Annotated in this window: 23 protein-coding genes; 8 read left to right on the plus strand and 15 right to left on the minus strand. The window is 38.9% G+C overall.

Annotation, left to right across the window (positions count from 1 at the left end):
• Window positions 1-6: 6 nt before the first annotated feature.
• From LC454_RS15385 to LC454_RS15395, 3 genes are all read right to left on the minus strand, one after another.
• Window positions 7-678 carry a DUF3298 and DUF4163 domain-containing protein gene (locus LC454_RS15385; RefSeq protein ID WP_223583366.1) on the minus strand — a complete coding sequence of 224 codons (672 nt, stop codon included), beginning with the start codon at window positions 676-678 and terminating at the stop codon, window positions 7-9.
• Between the two features lie 144 nt (window positions 679-822).
• Window positions 823-1,275 carry a GNAT family N-acetyltransferase gene (locus LC454_RS15390; protein ID WP_223583367.1) on the minus strand — a complete coding sequence of 151 codons (453 nt, stop codon included), beginning with the start codon at window positions 1,273-1,275 and terminating at the stop codon, window positions 823-825.
• Window positions 1,268-1,960, minus strand: coding sequence for a YggS family pyridoxal phosphate-dependent enzyme (locus LC454_RS15395; protein WP_223583368.1), 693 nt, complete (start codon window positions 1,958-1,960; stop codon window positions 1,268-1,270). Before LC454_RS15395 ends, LC454_RS15390 begins: the two co-directional genes overlap by 8 nt.
• 72 nt (window positions 1,961-2,032) lie before the next feature.
• On the opposite strand from LC454_RS15395, the gene LC454_RS15400 reads away from it, so the two are divergent.
• A complete protein-coding gene (locus tag LC454_RS15400) occupies window positions 2,033-2,791 on the plus strand; it encodes a DUF4296 domain-containing protein (RefSeq protein ID WP_223583369.1) in 759 nt (252 codons plus the stop codon).
• Between the two features lie 20 nt (window positions 2,792-2,811).
• The gene (locus LC454_RS15405) at window positions 2,812-5,184 is read left to right on the plus strand and encodes an endonuclease MutS2 (RefSeq protein ID WP_223583370.1); all 2,373 of its coding nucleotides are present in this window, start codon (window positions 2,812-2,814) and stop codon (window positions 5,182-5,184) included.
• Between the two features lie 47 nt (window positions 5,185-5,231).
• Here LC454_RS15405 and LC454_RS15410 read toward each other — a convergent pair whose 3' ends face one another.
• From LC454_RS15410 to LC454_RS15450, 9 genes are all read right to left on the minus strand, one after another.
• Window positions 5,232-5,570: a hypothetical protein gene (locus LC454_RS15410; RefSeq protein ID WP_120257498.1), complete on the minus strand. Its 339-nt coding sequence runs from the start codon at window positions 5,568-5,570 to the stop codon at window positions 5,232-5,234.
• An 8-nt stretch (window positions 5,571-5,578) separates the two neighbouring features.
• On the minus strand, window positions 5,579-5,824 hold the full coding sequence (locus tag LC454_RS15415; RefSeq protein ID WP_108634281.1) for a hypothetical protein: 246 nt from the start codon (window positions 5,822-5,824) through the stop codon (window positions 5,579-5,581).
• 101 nt (window positions 5,825-5,925) lie between these two features.
• Window positions 5,926-7,257 (minus strand): NADP-specific glutamate dehydrogenase, encoded by a 1,332-nt coding sequence (gdhA, locus tag LC454_RS15420; RefSeq protein WP_223583371.1) that lies wholly within the window; start codon window positions 7,255-7,257, stop codon window positions 5,926-5,928.
• 680 nt (window positions 7,258-7,937) lie between these two features.
• Window positions 7,938-9,182, minus strand: coding sequence for a sulfate adenylyltransferase subunit 1 (locus LC454_RS15425; RefSeq protein ID WP_223583372.1), 1,245 nt, complete (start codon window positions 9,180-9,182; stop codon window positions 7,938-7,940).
• 32 nt (window positions 9,183-9,214) lie between these two features.
• Window positions 9,215-10,105, minus strand: coding sequence for a sulfate adenylyltransferase subunit CysD (cysD, locus tag LC454_RS15430; protein WP_223583373.1), 891 nt, complete (start codon window positions 10,103-10,105; stop codon window positions 9,215-9,217).
• Window positions 10,106-10,159: 54 nt separating this feature from the next.
• Entirely contained in the window at window positions 10,160-10,861 is a 702-nt protein-coding gene (locus LC454_RS15435; protein WP_223583374.1) for a phosphoadenylyl-sulfate reductase, read from the minus strand.
• Window positions 10,851-11,429, minus strand: a complete 579-nt coding sequence (locus LC454_RS15440) for a bifunctional precorrin-2 dehydrogenase/sirohydrochlorin ferrochelatase (RefSeq protein WP_223583375.1) — start codon at window positions 11,427-11,429, stop codon at window positions 10,851-10,853. Before LC454_RS15440 ends, LC454_RS15435 begins: the two co-directional genes overlap by 11 nt.
• 2 nt (window positions 11,430-11,431) lie before the next feature.
• Window positions 11,432-12,190 carry a uroporphyrinogen-III C-methyltransferase gene (gene cobA / locus LC454_RS15445; protein ID WP_223583376.1) on the minus strand — a complete coding sequence of 253 codons (759 nt, stop codon included), beginning with the start codon at window positions 12,188-12,190 and terminating at the stop codon, window positions 11,432-11,434.
• 11 nt (window positions 12,191-12,201) lie between these two features.
• Window positions 12,202-14,307 carry a HEPN domain-containing protein gene (locus LC454_RS15450; RefSeq protein WP_223583377.1) on the minus strand — a complete coding sequence of 702 codons (2,106 nt, stop codon included), beginning with the start codon at window positions 14,305-14,307 and terminating at the stop codon, window positions 12,202-12,204.
• 145 nt (window positions 14,308-14,452) lie between these two features.
• Here LC454_RS15450 and LC454_RS15455 point away from each other — a divergent pair, with 145 nt between their 5' ends.
• Genes LC454_RS15455 through LC454_RS15470 form a run of 4 tightly spaced genes read left to right on the plus strand, consistent with a single transcriptional unit; the run spans window position 14,453 to window position 17,933 of the window.
• Window positions 14,453-15,424 carry a PstS family phosphate ABC transporter substrate-binding protein gene (locus tag LC454_RS15455; protein WP_223583378.1) on the plus strand — a complete coding sequence of 324 codons (972 nt, stop codon included), beginning with the start codon at window positions 14,453-14,455 and terminating at the stop codon, window positions 15,422-15,424.
• 1 nt (window position 15,425) lies between these two features.
• A complete protein-coding gene (gene pstC, locus LC454_RS15460; RefSeq protein ID WP_120257507.1) occupies window positions 15,426-16,322 on the plus strand; it encodes a phosphate ABC transporter permease subunit PstC in 897 nt (298 codons plus the stop codon).
• Window positions 16,315-17,166, plus strand: a complete 852-nt coding sequence (locus LC454_RS15465; protein ID WP_223583379.1) for a PstA family ABC transporter permease — start codon at window positions 16,315-16,317, stop codon at window positions 17,164-17,166. The genes pstC and LC454_RS15465 overlap by 8 nt, the downstream gene beginning before the upstream one ends.
• Entirely contained in the window at window positions 17,124-17,933 is an 810-nt protein-coding gene (locus LC454_RS15470; RefSeq protein WP_223583380.1) for a phosphate ABC transporter ATP-binding protein, read from the plus strand. The genes LC454_RS15465 and LC454_RS15470 overlap by 43 nt, the downstream gene beginning before the upstream one ends.
• A gap of 93 nt (window positions 17,934-18,026) precedes the next feature.
• On the opposite strand, the gene bshB1 is transcribed toward LC454_RS15470, so the two are convergent.
• The 3 genes from bshB1 to LC454_RS15485 all read right to left on the minus strand — a co-directional run bounded on the left by bshB1 (window position 18,027) and on the right by LC454_RS15485 (window position 20,116).
• The gene (bshB1, locus tag LC454_RS15475; protein ID WP_223583394.1) at window positions 18,027-18,758 is read right to left on the minus strand and encodes a bacillithiol biosynthesis deacetylase BshB1; all 732 of its coding nucleotides are present in this window, start codon (window positions 18,756-18,758) and stop codon (window positions 18,027-18,029) included.
• 159 nt (window positions 18,759-18,917) lie between these two features.
• Window positions 18,918-19,409, minus strand: a complete 492-nt coding sequence (locus LC454_RS15480) for a glutathione peroxidase (RefSeq protein ID WP_223583381.1) — start codon at window positions 19,407-19,409, stop codon at window positions 18,918-18,920.
• Window positions 19,410-19,483: 74 nt separating this feature from the next.
• Window positions 19,484-20,116 carry a DUF4294 domain-containing protein gene (locus LC454_RS15485; protein WP_120257511.1) on the minus strand — a complete coding sequence of 211 codons (633 nt, stop codon included), beginning with the start codon at window positions 20,114-20,116 and terminating at the stop codon, window positions 19,484-19,486.
• Between the two features lie 150 nt (window positions 20,117-20,266).
• Between LC454_RS15485 and LC454_RS15490 the strand changes: the two genes are divergently transcribed.
• Window positions 20,267-22,486 carry a RelA/SpoT family protein gene (locus LC454_RS15490; protein ID WP_223583382.1) on the plus strand — a complete coding sequence of 740 codons (2,220 nt, stop codon included), beginning with the start codon at window positions 20,267-20,269 and terminating at the stop codon, window positions 22,484-22,486.
• A 77-nt stretch (window positions 22,487-22,563) separates the two neighbouring features.
• A complete protein-coding gene (locus LC454_RS15495) occupies window positions 22,564-23,055 on the plus strand; it encodes a Fur family transcriptional regulator (RefSeq protein WP_104381932.1) in 492 nt (163 codons plus the stop codon).
• Window positions 23,056-23,115: the final 60 nt, after the last annotated feature.

Here is a 23,115-nt window from a genome sequence, read left to right on the forward strand (position 1 = left end):
TGATTGCTAATTGATACTATTGATATAATGTAATCCTTTTTCTGACATTAGATCTTTAATAGCGGTGTAAGGGACGCGTAATTCTGTACTACCTTCCGCATAGGATTTAATTTCATAGATATTATAGTAGAATAATAATTCGTTTTTTTCAAAAGTAAAATTATCTGCGAGTGAAAACTTGCCCTCTTCAAAAAAATACTTCCCATTTAAGGAATCATCCTTATTTAATCCTTCTTGTTTACGAAAGCATTGTTCGGCTATTGCTGTAAATCTGTCTTTATCTTCTTTACGAATAATATCGTCAATCGTGATAGAACGATTAGACTGCCTATCGAAGTTTGAATATAACGTTACATGGTCGCCATGAGCTCCACCAGTATATTCTTCCTGTTTCGTTCGTAAAGCAAGATAGACCGGTGTGTTAGCAACTACATCTACCTGAAGATCTCGATTCCAGGTCGCGGTAGATTTACCATTGTTATCATCCACATATTCATTGTAGGCACTGATAAAACGATGGGCAGCTTCTTCCATGCTTGTATCCCCTTCGAGATGAACAATAGATGAAACAAGATTATTGATTTTTACTTCATCGAATACAGGGTAGCTTGCCCGAAAGTATGTGGTATCCAACTGATCATCTCCTTTTAGAAAATAATTACTATGCTCATCAACCATTTTTTTATGATATGAGAGTGTATCTCCAGTTTGAGCAAGAGAAGGTGCAGCACTTTTGTTTTGACATGAATACAACAAGCTGCCTATAAATAAAATTTTCAAAAAAAGATAAAACCGCATTGAATTGATTGCTTCCCCTCTAATTTAATAAGTGATTGATACATTAATCCACTCCGAATCAAAATCAGCTTTATACCGCTCGTAGAATTTTATAGCAGACTCGTTCCAGTCCAAAACTTGCCATACCATGCCATGATAACCGCATTCTTTGCCGTAGGCTAGTGTTTTATCAAAGAGTTGTTTACCCATTCCCAGTCCACGCATTTTTTCGGTAACGATTAAATCTTCCAGGTAAAGTCTTCTTCCTTTCCAGGTGGAGTATCTGACGTAATATAATGAAATTCCAACAATTTCTTCGCCAACTTCCGCTACAAACGCACCCCAAATAGGATTATGTCCAAATCCAGCTTCTTCAAACTCCGCGAGAGAAACGGTCACCTCATCCGGGGCTTTTTCATAGACAGCCAATTCTTTGATTAGCCCAAGCATTTGTGGGCAATCTGATTTAATTGCTGCGCGTATAATTGGTTTAATCATTGTTTTTATAATGTTTAATTACTCTTTTACCAAAGATTGTACTGCCAATACGGACCATGGTAGATCCTTCTTCAATTGCTAATTTATAGTCCGATGACATCCCCATGGAAAGGATATTAAAATAGTCGTCTTTACGGTAGAAGCTGGCTTTAACTCCATCAAATAACATCTTTAGTTCGTAGAACTCTGCTTTGATCACCTTTTCATTGTCTGTATTGGACGCAATCCCCATTAGCCCACAAATTCGGATATTTTTTAGTTCCAGGAATTCTTCATCACGAAGCAGCTCGATCAATTCGGCATGATCCAAACCGAACTTGGTATCCTCGTCAGCAATATATACTTGCAATAAACAATCGATGGTACGATTCGCTTTTATAGCATGTTTATTAACTTCTTTTAGCAGTTTTAGGGAGTCAATAGAAGCAATTAGACTAATAAATGGAGCAATATATTTTACTTTGTTTGTCTGTAGGTGTCCGATCATATGCCATTGAATATCTTTGGGTAAAAGCTCTGCTTTCTCAATTAATTCTTGAACATGATTTTCACCAAAAACACGTTGTCCAGCCTCATAGGCTTCCATGATTTCTGAATTGGACTTTGTCTTTGAAACTGCTACAAGCTGAACGCCTTTTGCTTCAGTTTCCAATCTTAAAGCTTCTAAATTACTCGCAATACTCATTTCCGATATAGTTTGATGATGTAAAAAGTGCCAAATGTCGGTGCTTTTTGTAAATTTGTACAAAACTACGAAATGCTACGATTAATACTGAATCTACTTGCGGTGATTTTTTTATTTGGTTCCTGTGTCAAACCAGAGGAGAAGGATATTATCTCACAAAGCAAATTTGTAAATGCTTTGACAGAAATCCAATTGACAGATTCATATCTCAATATTTTGCCCATTGATAGTGCACGCAAAGTGATGGTGCCTTTGTACCAGGTGACTTTTGATAAATACGGACTGGATTCCGTTTCTTTTAAAAAGAACCTGGACTATTACGGTAAAGATGCTGAGGTCATGTCAGCCATTTATAAGAAAGTGGAAGATAATTTGACGAAGGAGAATAAGTTTTATACGGATATCGAACGTAAAAAGCAGGATTCTATCCGAACAAGGGATTCGATTGTCAATGCAAGAATTCAGGATAGTACAAGTCGTGTGATGCGACAACAGCAACAGTATCAGGAACGTATTGCTGCGCTTATCCACTACAAACGAAGCAAGGAGAAATTCAGTTTTAAAGAAGCGTCTTCGTTGTTTAACAAAAATTTCCAACAGAAAACAGGTGTTAGTTTGGACAGCTATTTAATGAACCAGCTATCTATAGGTAGTTCAATAACTCCAGCTGGATCACCGCCACCTACTTCCTCTGGAAATCCTGCGTCCCCAGCAACAACACCTGGCGTTTCGGCAAAGGACACAGCAACGTTACCAAAACAAATGGAGCAAAGGCTTGAAAAACCTATTCTTACTCCACCACAGGCATTGAAGCCTGTATCAAAACTTTAACCATCAAAGAATATAATTTTATGGTATATCCATTAAATGCGATAGATAAACTCGGCTTTTCCGAGATAAAAGATAAAATAAAACAAAAATGCCTGAGTGAATCGGGCCGTGAGCTGGTCGAAAAAATTCAGCCACAAACTCGCTTTGATCAGATAGATCGTTTTTTGAGACAGACAAGTGAATTCAAAGATCTTCTTGTCAATGATGGAGCATTTCCAGTCGAGAATTTTTTTCCTCTGAAATCCATTATTGAAAAAGCGAGGGTGGAAGGTGCTTTTCTACTTGAAGAAGAGTTTTTTCGTGTCCTGTTGTCCTTGAAAACTGTTTATGCCATCATTCGCTATTTTAACGAAAGAGAGGGCCTTTATCCGAATTTGGAAGTGCTATTTGAGCATTTACCTATCGAGAAGGGAATCATCCGTGATATTGAAATAGTGATTGACGAGCGAGGAAAACTCAAAAATAATGCTTCACGCTTATTGCTCGAAATCACTCAACAAATACAACGGGCAGAACAAGATGCGCTCAAACGTATAAATAGTATCTTCAAAAATGCTCAGGACAGTGGCTGGACTGCGGATGGCAATTTGACTGTACGGGATGGACGTCTATGTATTCCGATCTTGGCTGAAAATAAAAGAAAGCTTAAAGGATTGATTCATGACGAGTCTGCGACAGGACAAACGGCTTATATTGAGCCAGAAGAAGTATTTCAGATGAACAATAAAATTAGAGATCTTGAATTTGAGCGCAGGAGGGAGGTCATCCGAATTCTTGTGGAACTCACAGATAAAGTGCGCCCGCATCTCCCTTTATTGTTATCCTATCATGGCTTATTGACCAAGGTTGATTTTGTTAGAGCCAAAGCATTGTTTGCCTTGGATATTGAGGCCGAGATGCCTGAATTGTCCAAAGAGGCGGAGATCAATCTCATCAATGCGCGTCATCCATTGCTCATACTTAACGAACACCATAAAGGCACTGTAGTTCCATTAAATATACAAATCGACCAGTTGCAACGTGTTATTGTTGTCTCTGGACCAAATGCCGGTGGTAAGTCAGTATGTATGAAGACAGTGGGCTTGCTGCAGATCATGGTGCAATCAGGTCTATTGATCCCAGCTGAGCCGACGACGAAAGTAGGTGTATTCAAGCAAATATTTGCTGATATTGGTGACGATCAATCTATTGAGAGTGACCTCAGTACCTACAGTGCACACTTGTCGAAAATGAAGTATTTTACGGAATTTGCCAATGGACGCACCTTGGTACTCATTGATGAATTCGGAACTGGAACAGACCCTCTATTTGGCGGACCTATTGCCGAAGCCGTATTGGAATCGTTGAATAAAAAGCAGATTAGAGGCGTTGTAACAACCCATTACTCAAACTTAAAGGTATTTGCGAGCAATACAACGGGGCTGGAGAATGCTTCCATGTTGTTCGATAACCGCGAGATGCGTCCAATGTATATTCTCCAGATCGGTAAACCTGGAAGCTCTTATGCTTTCGAAATTGCACAGAAAATCGGCTTAGGCAAGGATATTCTAGAGGCCGCCAAAGGGAAAATCGGTGTACAACAGAAAAAGGTAGATACCTTGTTGATCGATCTTGAACGGGAGAAGAAAGAGGTGTTTGACACGAAAGTTGCCATCAATAAAAGAGAGAAAGAACTTGAATCTCTCAAATCGGAGTACTTGGAATTACAAGGTTATCTTGAAGAAAATAAGCGGGTTATCCTGAAAAAAGCCAAAGAGGAGGCTCAGGAAATCATCAGAAACTCCAATAAATTAATCGAAAATACGGTTGCACAGATCAAATCAGCGAAAGCTGATAAGGAGAAAACCCGTGAATTGCGCAGTAATCTGGATCAAGCTTTGAAAGCTGTTTTGCCGAAAGAGCAAACAGTAAAGCATGTCATTAAAGAAAAAGTAACGGAATCCTCCGAATTGAGTATAGGTGACTGGGTGCAGATTATTGATAATGGTGCTGAAGCACAGGTTGTTGAAATTGCTAAAAACAATTTGATTCTTGCTATGGGAGAATTGAGAACAGTACAGAAGCGAAAGAATGTCATTAAGCTCGAGGGACGAGAGAATAAGAAATCAGCAAAAAGCTTGTCTAAATCATTGTCTGCGGGTACTGTCGCAGATTTTAATCCGGAACTTGACCTCAGAGGGATGCGCACCGAAGATGCGTTGAATGAATTGGAGAAAGTACTGGATAGGGCTGTTATGGTAGGCTACCCATCTTTAAAAATTATCCACGGTAAAGGAGACGGCATTTTACGAAAATTCATTCGGGATTACTTGCGTAAATACAGCCATGTCAGTCGGTTTGAAGATGAACATCAAGACCGCGGTGGAGACGGAATAACTTACGCTTATCTATAGCAATAAAAGAACTCGCACATGTAAAATGCGAGTTCTTTTTTATCTTTTTAGATCGTTTGATCTTTGCCACCAAAGGTAATCATCACCATACCTACAATAATAACAAACATACCGACAACCTGCTGCCAGCTCAGTGGACTTTTAAAATAAAATGCCATTGCCAATTGAACCGTCAGAAAAGTCCCACCTGAACATAAGGCAATAACAATAGGTTGAGAGACATTCTTAAATAATTGAATGAGAAACCAACTTGCTGAAAGCAAAATAATATTCCCAACAATCAACGCCGCCCATTTATATTTGGGGTGAATACCGCCCAGCTTAAATAGGATGGAGGAGACAATTTGGCAAGCCCAAAACGCCGCAAAATAAAGGTAGTTTAACATAATTGTCGCTATTCGTATCTACTGTAAGCACCGTTAAAAGATTGACGCATTAACGAGAACTGGTCTATTACACTTTTAAGAAATTCCTCATCAAGCAATTCAAAAACACCATTTACGCCGCCTATGATGTCAACCTCTGCAATTTTATAGGATTGCTCCAGATTTCCTTGTTCAAATTTGATGATGAATTTCTGGTTCATTCCAAAGATGGAAATCTTGCAATCAGGATGGGGGAGTTCCGCTATTAATCTCATGTAAATCTCTTGTTTTAAAAATTACCATAAAAGTATAAAAAAACGCCCAAATGAAATACATTTGAGCGTTCAGGATTATGATATGATTAGAAAAAGGCTGATTATACAACTCCCTGAGCTTTCATGGCATTAGCCACTTTAATAAAGCCGCCAATATTGGCACCTTTTAAGTAATTAACAAAGTCACTTTCTTTGCCATATTTCAAACAAGTTTCGTGAATGCTTTCCATAATTGTTTTTAGACGGCTATCAACTTCCTCGGTACCCCATTGTGTACGGATCGAGTTTTGGGACATTTCCAAACCACTTACGGCAACTCCGCCAGCATTTGCCGCTTTCCCTGGTGCAAAACTAATTTTAGCATCTAAGAAAACTTTAATTGCTTCGGCAGTGGAAGGCATATTAGCGCCTTCAGCAACACAGATGCAGCCATTTGCCACAAGTGTTTTTGCATCGGATTCATTCAATTCATTTTGTGTCGCACAAGGTAATGCAATATCACATTTAAATTGCCAAGGTTTTTGTCCCGATAAAAACTGTGCATTTGGATAACGAGTAGGGTATTGGTCTAAATTCCGTCCCAATGTTGCTCCAAAAGCCATTTTCTCTGTGTCAAAACCATCTGGGTCATACAATGTACCCAAGCTATTAGAAACAGTAATTACTTTTGCACCTAATTGCATTGCTTTTTCAACAGCATAAAATGCAACATTACCAGCACCTGAAACTGTTGCAACTTTTCCTTTTAAGGATTGTCCTTTATGTTTAAATATACAATCTACGAAGTATAGTAGGCCATATCCAGTAGCTTCCGGACGAATATAAGAGCCGCCCCATAATTCACCTTTACCTGTTAGAACCCCTGTAAAATTGTTCTGAAGACGCTTAAATTGTCCGAATAAAAAGCCAATTTCACGTCCACCGACACCAATATCGCCAGCGGGAACATCTGTATCGGCTCCAATATGACGATATAATTCCGTCATAAAGCTTTGACAAAAACGCATGATTTCATTGTCTGATTTGCCTTTAGGATCAAAATCAGAACCACCTTTACCGCCACCTATTGGTAAGCCTGTTAAACTGTTTTTGAAAACTTGTTCAAAAGCAAGGAATTTTAAGATACTTTGATTTACAGAAGGAGCGAAGCGAAGTCCGCCTTTATATGGACCTATAGAACTATTCATTTGCACACGGTATCCACGGTTTACTTGTACATTATGATTGTCATCTAACCAGGTTACGCGAAAAGAGATAATACGCTCAGGTTCGGTCAGACGTTCAAGAATTTTTTGGTCGAAAAATTCAGGGTGATTGTTTGTGATATAAGGAAATAAATCCTCTGTAACTTCTTTTACAGCTTGTAAGAATTCTGGCTCATTTGGATTGCGTTTCTCAACGCTCGCAATGAACTCGTTAAAATTTTTTGACATGTTTTAATTAGTAAAATTTCCCTTTGGCTGGTACTAATTTATGTATTTTTTAATAAAAATCCAATTTTTGTTAATTTTTTATAAATTTTACGTTGTTATAATGAAATTTCGAATTCTATAAAATATGTATATTTAGCTTGATAATATAGAATTGTAGCCAAAATCAAATCATCCACGTATTTTATTCGACACTTTAGCAAAAAAAAAGAATCATTTTCGTTTTTGTAATAGAACATATTAAACGTAATGATTTGTGTAATTCTAAGCCTTATAAATTTTAAAATTTATAAGGCCATTATATCATGAAGTCTCAATAGATTGTAAGATCTGATTTTACGCGGAATTAAAATCGCTATATGCAATGAGATTAGAGTCTTCGTTATAACAAAGTAGCAATACTATTTTATTACAAAATATAACAAATCGTTGGGTAAAAGGGAGGTTTGTAAATTACTATTTAACATAATATAAATTATAATAAATATGTATAGTGATGAGAATGGAAGTTTCTAATGAATTATTTAATACACTTATTGCTGGTTTTGATATTATATAAAATAAGTTTTCTTACAATGATTTATAAATAAGGCTTGCATATTTTATATAAAAAAAGGAATCCAAGCGAAACGCTCAGATTCCTCAATAAATATTTAGGTTGAATATTTACAGAATAAAAAATGCTAATCAACTGCCTGAATCATCAAAGCGCCAACTGTTAAGTTAGTCCTCGGATCTATGACAATGGCTTGAGAATTTGCAGAATTTTCTGTCTGTAAATCAAATACAAGATTTTCAGCAGATTTGATTGCAATACGACCAATATCATTGAGCTTGATCGTTTCGTCGAAAACTTTTTCCTGTGTGTTGATGTCAAATTTATAAAGCACATCGACAATCTTAATTTTTGTCAATTTACTGTGGTTCTGAAGTAAGTAGATCTGTTCGGTATCCAACGGTTTATTGTCAAACCAACATACGTTTGCCTGTATATTGCGCTCAAATTTTGGCTGTTTTTCAACATTTGCTATGGTGTCGCCACGACTAATGTCAACATCGTCTGTTAAATGAAGAATAACCGACTGTCCATTTTCCGCACGGTCAAGCTGCAGGCCGTTAAATTCTATAGCCTTTACAGCGCTATATGTTTCTGAGGGATAAATAATCACCTGATCACCAACGGTAAGCCCCTCTCCTAATACTCTGCCGGCATATCCCCTATAGTCATGGAGATCATCTGTTTGTGGCCTTACAATCCACTGCACAGGGAATCTCCAATTCGCCGCTTGATTTTCGTGAATTTCAACATTCTCCAGGTAATCCAATAGCGATTTTCCTGAATACCATAGCATACGATCAGATTTATGAACAATATTGTCTCCTTTTAATGCAGATACAGGGATAAAATCAACATCCTGAAGCCCTAGATTGGCCGCCAATTGCTGATAATCATTTTTGATTTGTTCAAAAACAGTGGCGCTATAATCTACCATATCCATTTTATTGACACACACCAATACTTGTTTCATTGCCAGTAATTTAGCAATAAACGAATGCCTTTTCGTTTGTTCAATAACCCCCTTCCGTGCATCCACCAAGATGATAATCAGCTCAGAATTAGATGCACCTGTAACCATGTTTCGCGTGTATTGGATATGGCCCGGAGCATCAGCGATAATGTATTTTCGATGATCGGTCTGAAAATATTTGTAAGCGACATCGATGGTTATCCCCTGTTCGCGTTCTGCCTTTAGTCCATCCGTTAATATCGCTAAATCTACTGTTCCATCATCATTTTTTCGATTCGCACGTTGTATCGCTTCCAATTGGTCATCCAAAATAGAATTGGTATCGTATAGCAATCGACCGATTAGGGTACTTTTACCATCGTCTACCGAACCAGCTGTTATAAATTTCAATATATTCATTGTTGTCAATATCAAGTATTAGATTTGAGGAATTAAAAATATCCCTGTTTTTTTCGTTCTTCCATTGCTGCCTCGGATACTTTGTCATCCATCCGAGCCCCACGTTCACTGACGGTTGATGCCTTGATTTCCGCGATGATATCATCCAAAGCAGTTGCTGTAGAATCTACTGCCGCTGTACAGGTCATATCACCCACCGTCCTGAAACGAACAGATTTAGTTTCAACAACATCATCCTCATCAATATTCAAAAACGGTGCGGCTGCCATTAATTGTCCGTTACGGGTGATTACCTCCCGCTCATGACTAAAATAAATGGATGGTAATGCGATTTGTTCGCGTTTGATATAATTCCAGACATCGAGCTCAGTCCAGTTTGATATCGGGAATACCCGTACATTCTCGCCTTTGTTTATCTTGCCGTTGAAAATACTCCACAACTCAGGTCTTTGTCTTTTTGGATCCCATTGTCCAAACTCATCACGAACGGAGAAAATACGTTCTTTTGCACGTGCTTTCTCCTCGTCCCTACGTGCCCCTCCGATACATGCATCGAAACCGTGTTTCGAGATCGTATCGAGTAAGGTAACAGTCTGAAGTGCATTACGACTTGCATTTTTACCTTTTTGCTCAACGACTTTGCCCTGATCTATACTATCTTGGACATAGCCAACAATAAGTTTTTCTCCAATTTCTTCAATAAGACTATCACGGAAAACAATAGTTTCTGGGAAATTGTGCCCAGTATCAATATGAACCAGTGGAAAGGGAAATTTACCAGGTCTGAAAGCTTTTTTTGCTAGATGAACCAATGTAATGGAATCTTTTCCGCCCGAGAATAATAGTGCTGGTTTTTCAAACTGTCCAGCGACTTCTCTTAATATATATATTGCTTCCGCTTCTAAATGATCTAAATAGTCCATTCTTTGAAATAATAAAATTTGATTTAATGAATTCGGGTTTACGCTTTTTTATGATTAAGATTTAACAGCATGTAAACCACATTCTTTTTTACTCTGATCTTCCCACCACCATCTTCCGGCACGAAAATCTTCTCCTTCCTGAATAGCTCTTGTACAGGGTTGACAACCAATGCTCGGAAATCCTTTGTCATGTAAGACATTATAGGGAATATACTGTTCTTTACAGTACATTTTTACCTGCTCAAAGGTCCATTCAAACAGCGGATGAATTTTTATGATATCATTTATTTCGTCGTGCTCTACAAAATCCATATCATGTCTATTGACCGATTGTTCAGACCGAATGCCGGTAATCCAGATTTTTTTTCCACTGATAGCACGCTGCAATGGTTCAATCTTCCTGATCCGACAACATTCTTTACGGTTTTCAACAGATTCATAGAAAGAATTAGGCCCCTTTTTGCTGATAAAATCTTCCAGCAATGTCGTATCCGGTGTGTATGTTTTGATATTCAGTTGATAACGTTCCAATGTACGGCTCCACAAAGAGTATGTCTCTTTGAATAATCGCCCGGTATCTAAAGTGAAAATCTCGATACCAATATTGTTTTTGCCAATCCATTCGGTGATAATCTGATCTTCTATCCCAAAAGATGTCGAAAAAACAACTTCTGAAGGATATAGTGCTGCAATTGCTTGCAGCATCTCGGTTCCTTTTTTATCGCCGATAATTTCTTTAATTTCCTTAACGCTCATGACGTAATATGTTTTTGGTATGTTCGTTCAGCTTCTTTACCTTAAATTCAAAGTCCCCTTTCAGCTGTTCACGATATTCGCTCATCAGTGAAAGCGTTTCGTCGATTTCGGCTGGTAATAGATCATTGAACAATTCCTTTACTCTTTTTGCAATTGTTGGCGATTTGCCGTTTGTGGAAATTGCAACTTTTAGATTGCCCTTAGTAACAATGGATCCCAAATAAAAGTCGCATAGATCTGGCTTATCCGCTGCATTGAAGAGTATATTGTGAAATGATGTTAACTCACGAAGTTCATCATTCAGTTCCATATTGTTCGTTGCCGCAATCACAAGTTGCTTGTGTTCAATGTCAGTCGTCTCAAAAGGACGTATGTGAAGTTGAATGTGAGGATAATTCCTGAGTAATATTTCAAATTCTGGAACAATTTCCCTTGCAACAATAGTTAAGTTCAATCTCTCATCATTTGTTATCAATGCCTGGAATTTTTCCAATGCAACTTTTCCACCTCCGACCAATAGGGTCTGGATCTGATCAAGTTTAACGAATATGGGAAACAACTGATTCATACTTATAATGCAAGTGCTTTTTCTTTAATCTGTTGAAACGATCTGTGTTTCGCCACCACTTCACCTATGATGATAATAGCTGGTACCCCAACTCTTTTTTCAGTAGATTCATCTAGTATATTGTCCATTGTTCCCAATACAATCTTTTCATTGGGAAGTGAACCATTCTGAATCAAAGCGATCGGTAGATGATGAAGGTTTTTCTCCTGATAAATGGCCACGATCTCTGTTAATTTTCCATAGCCCATCAGAACGACTACAGTCGCATTGGATTCCGCTGCCAAGTATAGATCGCTAGATAAACTGCCGTCAGATTTTGACCCTGTTATCACCCAAAAGCTTTCGCTAATCCCTCTATAAGTCAAAGGAATCTGCTGTAGTCCTGTTAGGCCAATAGCGGAGGAAATACCCGGTACAACGGCTGTTTCAATGCCATATTGTGCCACATGATCGATTTCCTCACCTCCACGTCCAAAGACAAAGGGATCTCCACCCTTCAAACGCACTACATGCCCATAATTCAAGGCATAGTCAACCAGTAAGCGATTGATTTCATCTTGTGATGTAGAAAGCTGTTCGGCACGTTTTCCGACATAAATTTTTATACAATCTGCTTTCGCATAATCCAATAGTTCATCATTGACAAGCGCATCATACAAAATAACATCCGCTTTCTGGATTGCTTTGATCCCTTTGAGGCTAATCAATTCTGGGTCTCCTGGCCCAGCACCTACTAAAGTTACTTTTGCTTCTATCGACATTCCGTCCCCTCCTAAGCCAATACAGGCGTTAAATTTTTACGTTGATAAACCTCATTGATAAACTTTGTGGCTTCTTGTAGATAACCTGTTGCAAAGACCTCCGTAGGTTCATTTTTACTGATTTGTAAGACAAGCTCCGGAAATGACTGATCAAAGTCATATTCCCCGGACTCCACAAAATGTGTCTGGAATTCATTGATCACTGTATTTTGTGTGCTTGCGCTAATACCTTTATCTAACAGCAAGGCTTTCGCTGCCTGAACAAAGGCATTGTATGCATGGTAGATAGCGTCTGCGAATTTTGCTTCACCGAATGTCTCATTTGCCCATTGCAGCTTTTCCTCCGCCTCATAAATCAATGTTGCTACCAGATCGATCACTACCCCAGCGCACTCACCCACACCTATCGCTGTTTGAAAAGTACCTTCATGTCCCCAATCCACAAACTCATCTTCCGAAAGCGTTGTCAGATCTGACAGTGGCTTTAATAGATTGTAAAAATAATTTTTACCTTGTCTGTCGTAATACGCATGAAAGTTTTCAGTTTCTTCAGCATTCTTTTTGTAATCGTTCAGTACGAATTCAACCACATGCAATACCCGTTTGGTTGGTACTTTGATAATCCGTTCGGCGACCCGGCCTTCACCATCGCCGATCGTACCACCGCCGAGCATAACCTGGGCAGCGGGAACTACCTTACCCTCTGCTTTAACTGAGCTGCCATGGAAGCCAATATGTGCCAGTCCGTGTTGGCCACAGGAATTCATACAACCGGATATCTTAATTTTCAAATCTCTGTTGAAAATAAAATCTTGGTGGAATTCGGCGATATAGGATTCAATGACTCGCGCCATTTCGGTACTATTTGAAATGCCAAGATTACAGGTGTCCGTTCCGGGACATGTTGTCACATCAGCAGTACTGTCAAAGCCTACCTGAGCAAGATCTAATGATTTTAGCAGTTGATAAATATGAGGTAGCGACTTTCCGGTTGCATACTTCAACAGTAAACTTTGGTTTTGTGTTATCCGGATATCATCGGCAACAAGATCTTTTAATCCAGCGATCAATGACCGCGCTTTATCGGTACCGATATCCCCGGTAGAAACACGTACATAGACACCATAATAGCCTGCTTGCTTTTGTTCAAATGTATTCGTATTCTTCCATACCTGATAGTTTAAATCGGTATCGAGATCAAGTATGGTGATTTGGCTGTCATCCGGTGGCAGCGGTTGTTCAATTTTGGTTCGATCGATAGCGAAAGTTTTTACTTTTGTAGCAATCTTTTCTGCTTCGATCAGATTTAACACCTCCTCCAGACCTAATTTTTGAATAAGGTATTTAAAGCGAGCCTTGTTACGGTTGTTGCGTTCGCCGTATCGGTCAAACACTCTTAAGGCAGCCTCTATATAAGGAATTAGCTCATCTTCCGGTAGAAATTCATTTGTTAGCGATGCTAAAAATGGCTGTGATCCCAGTCCACCCCCTAGCAAGACTTTGAAACCACGTACTTCTACACCATCCACATACTTTAATTTTGGAATAAAACCCAAGTCATGGATATACGAGAAAGCGGTGTCCTCTTCACTTGCAGAAAAAGACATCTTGAATTTTCTACCCATCTCCGCACAGACTGGATTACGTAGAAAATATTCAAATGTCGCCTGTGCATATGGTGATACATCAAAAGGTTCTTTCGGGTCAATACCCGAAGTTGGTGAAGCCGTTACATTACGAACAGTATTACCACAGGCTTCCCTTAAGGTAATATCGTCCTCTGCCAATTTTGACCAAAGTTCTGGTGTGCGATCCAGACTGACATAATGAATCTGAATATCCTGACGTGTGGTCAGATGCAGGTTGCGACTTGCATATTCATCAGAGATCGTCGCGATTTTGATCAATTGTTTAAAAGTAACTTTTCCAAATGGAAGTTTGATACGAACCATTTGAACCCCTGGTTGTCTCTGTCCATATACTCCCCTGGCAAGGCGCAGTGATCTAAATTTCTCATCAGCGATCTTACCTTCGTGAAATAACCGAATCTTTTTTTCAAGTTCAATAATCTCCTTTTCCACGACTGGATTTTCTAATTCTGTACGGAAGCTTTGCATAAAACAAATAAAATCTATTGATTTAGTATTCTTTTCTCGATGTCAAATGTAAAAATATTTTTTTAATATTCTATAATATCTACCAAATTAATATATATTTGCCGTATAAAATTTAATATACCAAACCTGTAGACTAATAGGTGTAATGATAAAAAGATGTTTTATAGTCCTTGTTTTTAGCTTTATAGTTGTATTTAAGATCACGTCATGCGCGCCAAAAGTAAAGAATGGATATAGCAAAGAGCGTGGGTTCGAAGGTAATATTTCATTATCTGGAGCCTTTGCCCTCTACCCTTTGGCGGTAATCTGGAGTGAAGATTTTAAAAAAATTCACCCTCATGTTCGTTTTAATATTTCCGCAGGCGGAGCGGGAAAAGGAATAGCCGATGTGTTAACTGGTATGGTAGACATTGGTCTTGTGTCACGGGATTTGCATGCGCAAGAAGTCAAAAAAGGTGCAGTTCCTATTATCGTCGCTAAAGACGCTGTGATTTGTACATTGAATCCGGGCAATCCGAATTATAAAGCATTACTGAAACGAGGTTTAACACGGGAGGAACTTGCGGATATTTTTGTCAATCGAAAATTTAAAACATGGAATCAAATTGATCCGCAGTTTACAGCAGATCCGATTAATGTCTACGTGCGTTCCGATGCCGCCGGAGCGGCAGAAACCTGGGCTAAATTTTTCGGGCATAAACAGGAGGACCTGCAAGGTGTTGGCATTTTCGGAGATCCTGGTATTGCTCAGGCTATCAAAGATGATAAGTTGGGTATTGGCTTCAACAACATTAATTATGTATATAATTTAAAGACAAACAAAGTGTTTGATCATATTGATGTATTGCCATTGGATTTAAATAAAAATGGACAGATTGAAGTCGAAGAGCAATTCTATGGATCGCTATCGGACCTGACCGGAGCTGTTGCTTTGGGTAAATACCCCGCTCCCCCTTCGCGTGATCTGACATTTGTCACACGTAATAAGACAGAATCTCTGCTCCTGAAAGAATTTATTTCATTTGTACTGCAGAAGCAGGCGCAGTCGCAGTTACTGGAAAATGGGTATGTCCCATTGAGTGAAACACTAATCAATGAAGAACTAAATAAGTTATAGCATGCTAAATACACGTCTGGTTAAAGATACTTTAGTAAAACGGTCCACATTATTGTTGCTACTGATTTCGCTTTCAGTTGTCCTTATTATTGCGGTCGGTTTAACCGTAAAATCCATTCCACTATTTGAATATAGCAATGTATTTCAGTTGTTGACAGACAAAGTATGGGCACCTATGAAAGGCTCATTCGGATTTCTACCTTTTATCGCTGGCACACTTGCTGTCACATTGATATCCCTTGCCATTGCCATACCACTGTGTATATTAACAGCTGTTTATCTGACTGAATATGCTTCAGATGCATTGAAAAATATGATGCTCCCGCTTGTCAATGTTTTGGCTGCCATTCCTCCAGTGCTATATGGTGTTTGGGGCGTGTTATTTATTGTACCATTGATCCAGCTTTATATTGCTCCGATTTTTGGCGTGGTGACATCTGGTTATTCGGTGTTAGCTGGGGGGATTGTATTGGCAGTCATGATTTTTCCGATTATGATTTCAATTATGGTTGAGGTTCTCCAAACGATTCCGTATGAATTAAAAGCAGCTTCTTTGTCTTTGGGAGCAACAAAATGGGATACCATAAAACATGTTATTCTCAAAAAAGCAAAGCCCGGTATTATTGCTGCTATTGTCTTATCGACCTCTCGTGCATTTGGAGAAACGATTGCAGTATTAATGGTTTGCGGCAATGTACCCAAGGTCCCGACATCCATATTTGATGCCGGTTATCCCATACCAGCTTTAATTGCCAACAACTTTGGTGAGATGATGTCCATCCCACTTTATGAGTCCGCACTAATGTTTTCGGCATTATTGCTATTTGTGATCATATTTGTTTTCAATTTAATATCACGTCTGATACTGAGACGTCTTGAAGGAGGTTTAGATGGATAATACCAAAAGAAGGTTATTGAGCGAAAAAATCGCGAAGGGCTTCATGCATCTATCCGGAATTACGGTGACGGCTTCCCTGTTTTTTATTGTAGGTACAATACTTTATAAAGGTCTTCCCTATCTCGATTGGGACATGGTCAGTCAACTGCCCAAAGGCGGGTTTTACATTGGTAAAGAAGGCGGAATCTTAAACGCCATATTAGGTTCACTATATCTAGCCGGTGTAGCGACTACCTTATCGGCTTTTATTGGTATTCCAATATCAATTTATCTGAATATCTATTTGGGTACAAAATCCAGAGTAACACAGTTTTCGAAGTTGTTGTTTGATGTGCTTTATGGAGTGCCATCTATTGTGTATGGTGCTGTCGGCTTTGGTATTATGGTCTATTTCGGTATCAGAGCTTCGCTATTGGGGGGTATCATTACCGTCACACTATTGACGATCCCTATTGTGGTACGTACCGTAGATGAGTTGATCAAAACGATTCCCGAAGATCTTAAAAATGTCACCCTTTCCTTGGGTACTACACGCTGGGAGCTTGCAAAGGTTATGTTGCGGAGTATCCGTGCCGGATTATTGACAGCTATTCTCTTGGCGTTTGGAAGGGCTATTGGTGATGTAGCTGGCGTACTATTAACGACAGGGTTCAGTGACAATTTACCTAAATATATTGATGAACCTGCGGCAACACTTCCTTTGGCCATATTTTTTCAGTTAAGTAGTCCAATTCCTGAGGTTCAGGGGCGAGCTTATGCTTCGGCCCTGGTTTTAACAATCATTATTTTAATTATCGTAGTATGCACACATATCCTTCAATCGAAACAAAAGAATCGTCGTTAAACAGTCCTTTGACTGATCCTCACATTAAGATCAAGGATCTCAATGTGTATATCGATGGGAGGCATATCTTAAAGAATATTAATCTTGCCTTACCAAACAACAGTGTAACCTCGATCATTGGCCCCTCAGGCTGTGGTAAGACCACATTGCTGAAAACACTTAATCGACTTGTAGACGACACAAAAGGTGTTGAAATAACGGGGTCTGTGCTTGTGAACGGTGAGGATATTTATGGTAAGGATGCTGAAGTGACACATATCCGTAAGAAGATGGGACTTTTATCTCAAAAACCTTATCCCTTACCGATGTCTATCTACGATAATGTCGCTTATGGCCCGCGTATACATGGCACCAAGAATAAAAAGGAACTGGATAAGATTGTCGAGACACAATTGCGAAATGTGGCCTTATGGGATGAGGTCAAGGACCGTTTGGGGCAGTCTGCAAGTGGTCTTTCGATTGGACAGCAGCAACGACTTTGCTTAGCTAGGGGCCTTGCTGTTGAACCTGAAATTATACTCGGCGATGAATCGACTTCCGCATTGGATCCATTATCTACAGCAAAAATTGAAGAATTATTAATCGAGCTTAAGCAGGATTATACTATTGTTCTAGTTACACATATATTAAGACAAGCTAGAAGAGTGTCTGACTATATCCTTTTTGTTTATGGAGGTGAAATTCTAGAATTTGGCCCCACGGAGCAAGTACTTTTAAATCCACAGCATGAGATCACAAAACAATATGTAAAAGGTTTTATCTCCTGATAGGTTGCCTATCCGTTATAAAAAAAGTCGAAGATTCTATGAGTCTCCATAAAATCTTCGACTTTTCACTTCTTTATTTTCATTATAGCTTCTTTATCTTAGGTCGAATAGATCATCAACACCTAATATCTTTTTAGAAGTAAATCCTTCCGCATACTTTGTCTGGATATAACGGCCAAATTCTCTCGCTCTAGCAGCAGTAGATTCCATAAAATCCGGATTGGAGATATAGGTTTGTGGCTCGTCTGGATTGGTGTTTTCACCAGTATAGAATTGTGTTTTGTAGGCTAGGATTGACTTCTCCTTGATAGTATAGTAGTCCGTAATATCAATAACCACGTCAGGTTTGATGTAATAATCCTGTACAAACTGTAACACTAATCGTGGCCGAAAGGCTTCTTGTATATGATTATTTTCATCTCTTGTTTCTACTTTTCTTAAACCCGAAAGGAAACAGGCTTCATTCACAAGCTGTCCTGCCCTGCCATGATCAGGGTGGCGGTCGGTAATTGCATTGGTGATAACAATTTCAGGCTGGTATTTCCTTATTGCACTTATAATAGCCATTTTTTCTTCGATAGCATTTTCGAAAAAGCCATCTCTGAGACCAAGATTTTCGCGAGTAGCCAGCCCCAGGATCGTTGCGGCATCTTTTGCCTCTTGCGCTCTGGTCTCCGCTGTACCGCGTGTGCCTAGTTCGCCTTGTGTCAGGTCTACAATTCCTACTTTTTTTCCTTCAGCAACATATTTTGCCATTACTCCGCCTGCCCCTAATTCTGCGTCATCGGGATGCACAGCAATGACTAATAAATCTAGTTTTAGCATATTGATATCCTCTTTTTTGTTTACAGCTTCCAATTTCACCAAAATCGGTTAAAATGATTCTGCAGTTAATTCTTTCATATTGCTAGCTTATTTTGAAGATAGCCAACATAGATGGACTTACTGCTGTGAAGCCGAGGTCAAAGGTAGAAAGTTTGTTGTTTACTCCGCTAAAAGTCGTTCGATATTACGACAAATTTTACCTGACAATGGCGAAGTCGTGGGGTAATAGAAATCCACAACCTCTCCCTGCTTGTTGATCAGGTACTTGTGAAAGTTCCAGGAAGGTTTGCTATTTATATGACCGTTTTCTGTCTTATTTGAAAGAAAATTATACAACGGCGTGGCATACGTGCCAATGACATGGCTGCGCTTAAAAACAGGAAAACTGACTTGTTGGTTTATTCGACAAAATGTTTCCAATGTACTGCCTGTCAAGGGTTCTTGATTTCGAAAGTTATTGGATGGAAATGCCAGTATCTCAAACCCCTTTTCTTTATACTTTTGGTAGAGCTTTTCTAGCGATTTAAATTGTTTTGTAAACAGACACTGACTCGCTGTATTGACGACCAACAAAACCTTTCCTTCAAAATCCCCTAGAGATTTCATGGTTCCATTGAATTGCAAGGCATCAAAGTCATAAATCGTTTTCATATTATCTTAATTTAGGTATTTATATGAGGATCCGGATACTTTTTCAAGTCTCCTTGCAATTAGCATATTGAAGTCTACATGACCGGTTTAGGTCTTGATCTTTCAAATTCCCGGATAATGTTTTCGATTTCGAAGTCCTCCTTTGGATCGTACGCAGATTTTAGATTATGTCCAAAAATTTTGGCAACTCCTTGATAAAAGAACGCGGAAATTCCACCTTTCATTTCTTTTACCATTTCGTAGCTTGTGTGTCCTGTATAGCGATCGATCAGTTTTATAAGAATTTTACCCTGGGAAATGGTCATGTTTTTAATTTCCCTATTAAACATTTGTTTCACATCATTTTCACAACGCTCCACCAAGGCTTCATGTTCCTTTTTTTCAGATGTCATGGCTAGATCCCGATCCAGCTGGTCGTATCTTTTTTGCGCATAGATCGCATAAGGGAGTACCTTCAGTACATTTCGTCTAAAACGTAGATATTCCCGTCTTGCTTCCTCGCTTGACCATACTCGTTTTCTGACAATAACAACCTCGGGGATGGGAAACCAAGGTAGAATCTCGCCCGAAGGTAATGTTGTTTTCATATAATCAGTCACAGTCTCTTGCGCCCCTTCACCATACAATGGAAGAACAAGAGATTGAGCCTGTGTCACACCTGACAAAGTCCCAAGAAGAAAAAGCAAACCACCTACTATTGTCTTCATCTGAATGACTATATAACTCTTTTAATTTGTCAATGCTATTATATTTTGGTAAATTTATTACAAAATAAGTTAGCTTGATAATCGTATTCGAAATACATTAACTAAATTAAACAAAAATACTCAAAAAAACATCATTTACCTGCAACGTTTATGAAAGATTATGTGATTGATATAGAGGTAGAAAACAAAGAGATAAGAAAACGTTACCGCGCATTATTGCGTGCTTGCAAGCCTACTTTGCAGCGCGGGGATAAGCAAGAGATTCGTAAAGCTTTTGATTTGGCATTGGATAGTCATAAGGAAATGCGCCGCAAATCAGGAGAACCTTATATTTATCATCCTATTGCTGTAGCGCAAATTGCTGCTGAGGAAATAGGCTTAGGTACGACCTCCATTGTATGCGCTTTGCTCCATGATGTTGTTGAAGATACCAATGTGACCTTGGACGAAATTGAGGAAATGTTTGGAAAAAAAGTTCGTCGCATTATCGACGGATTAACTAAAATTTCCGGAATATTCGATCCTAATAGTTCAATGCAGGCTGAAAACTTCCGTAAAATGCTGCTCACTCTTGCAGACGACGTACGTGTTATTCTTATCAAATTGGCGGATAGGCTGCATAATATGCGGACGATGGAGTTTATGGCAAGAGACAAACAGTTGAAGATTGCTTCGGAGACCAGTTATCTCTATGCTCCTTTAGCACATCGCTTGGGTCTGTATGCAATTAAATCAGAATTGGAGGACTTGTCCATGAAGTTCACCGATCCGGATACCTACAAATTTATTGCCCGCAAACTGAATGAGAAGAAGGCCGAGCGCGAGAGATTTATTGGTGATTTTATTGACCCTATTAAAGAAATTCTAGAAGAGCAAGGGATTAAAGCATCTGTGTTTGGAAGGCCCAAATCCATCCATTCGATCTGGAACAAGATGCGCAAAAAGTCAATTCCATTTGAGGAAGTATATGATTTATTTGCTATTCGTATCGTCATCGATGCGGTAGACGAAAAGGAAAAAACCGAATGTTGGAAAGTATATTCCATTGTTACGGATTTATACCGCCCCAATCCAGACCGTTTACGCGATTGGATCTCCTCCCCCAAAGGGAATGGTTATGAATCTTTACATACCACAGTGATGGGCCCCAAAGGCCAATGGGTAGAGGTGCAGATTCGGACCAAACGGATGAATGAAATTGCAGAGAAAGGATTTGCGGCCCACTGGAAATATAAAGAGTCTAATTCGGATTCAGGCCTGGATCAATGGATCAAAAAGGTACGCGATGTATTGAGCAGCCCTGATCAGAATGCCATGGATTTTGTGGATGATTTTAAGATGAATCTGTTCTCCGATGAGATTTTTATCTTCACGCCAAAAGGTACACTGATTCAATTGCCTAACAATGCCACAGCATTGGACTTTGCCTTTGAGATCCACTCCGATATTGGTGCAAGTTGTATTGGTGCCAAAGTGAACCATAAATTGGTCCCACTTAGCCACGTTTTGCAAAATGGTGACCAAGTAGAGATTATTACATCGAGTAAGCAGTCTCCAAAAGAAGATTGGCTCAATTTTGTCGTTACCGCAAAAGCGAAATCTAAAATTAGATCCTCCCTTAAAGAAGAGAAAAGAAGAGTCGCAGAGGACGGTAAGGAGATTCTAGAGCGCAAATTGAAGTCTTTAAAGGTAACCTACAATACCGATAATATCAATAAGATTGCTAATTATCTGAAATATCCAAGTTCTCAGGACCTTTTTTATAACGTCGCAAAAGGCATCGTTGATATCAAGCAATTGCGCGAGTACGTGGCGCATGAGAAAGCGGTTGAAATCAATGCGGGTTCTTCTTCTGGCAATCAGTTCAATAGCCATATCGGTGGTTTAGTCGAAAAGATCAATAAGAAAGAGTTTGATACCATCCTTATTGGAGATGATATGCAAAAAGTCGACTATACCCTAGCCCCTTGTTGCAATCCGATTCCTGGCGATGATATTTTTGGTTTCCTGACAGTCAATGACGGTATCAAGATCCATCGTACCAGTTGCCCTAATGCGTCCAAGTTAATGGCGAATTATGGCTATCGTATACTGAAGGCACGTTGGGCTTCTACAAAAGACTCTGCATTCCTGACTGGGTTGCATATTGTGGGGATCGATGATGTCGGATTGGTCAATAAACTCACAACTGTCATTTCCCAAGAGTTTGCCGTTAATATTCGCTCCTTATCCATATCGAGTAATGATGGTATTTTTGATGGGAATATTATGGTATACGTCAATGATACACAGCAATTGGAGAGCTTGATGAAAAACCTTAAACAAGTAAGAGGGATCACAGGAGTAAATCGTTATGAATCTGAAAATTAATCAAATGAATATCACAATTTAGAAATACTATCAAATGTCAATCTAAATTGGTAAATTTGTACAAGAATATTTTTACTATGAATCAAGCTGAAAATTTTGCAACTGTAAAAAAAATCTTTGAAGCATACTTAGAAAATAAAAATCTAAGAAAAACTCCAGAGCGTTATGCTATCTTGGAAGAGATCTATTCACGTACTGATCACTTTGATGTAGAGTCTTTGTATATCCATATGAAGAACAAGAAATACCGTGTCAGCCGTGCTACAGTTTATAATACCCTCGAATTATTAGTGTCTTGTGATTTGGTCACCAAACACCAATTTGGCCGTAATATGGCTCAATTCGAAAAGTCTTACGGTTTCAAACAACACGACCACGTGATTTGTATTGAATGTAATAAGGTTGTAGAGTTTTGTGACCCTCGTATCAACCAGATCCAAAGCCTTATGGGGGACCTATTGAAGTTTGACATCAAACACCATTCGTTAAATTTATACGGTGTATGTCAAGATTGTCAGGAAAAAAATAAAAAAGAAGAAACCGTAGCCCAAGAAGCTATTTCAAATTAATCTTATATTTTTGTTAAATATAATAGTACATTTGTTCAGGAATGTTCAGGAGAAAAATTC

This window comes from Sphingobacterium sp. GVS05A (genome assembly GCF_019969845.1).
Lineage (GTDB): Bacteria > Bacteroidota > Bacteroidia > Sphingobacteriales > Sphingobacteriaceae > Sphingobacterium.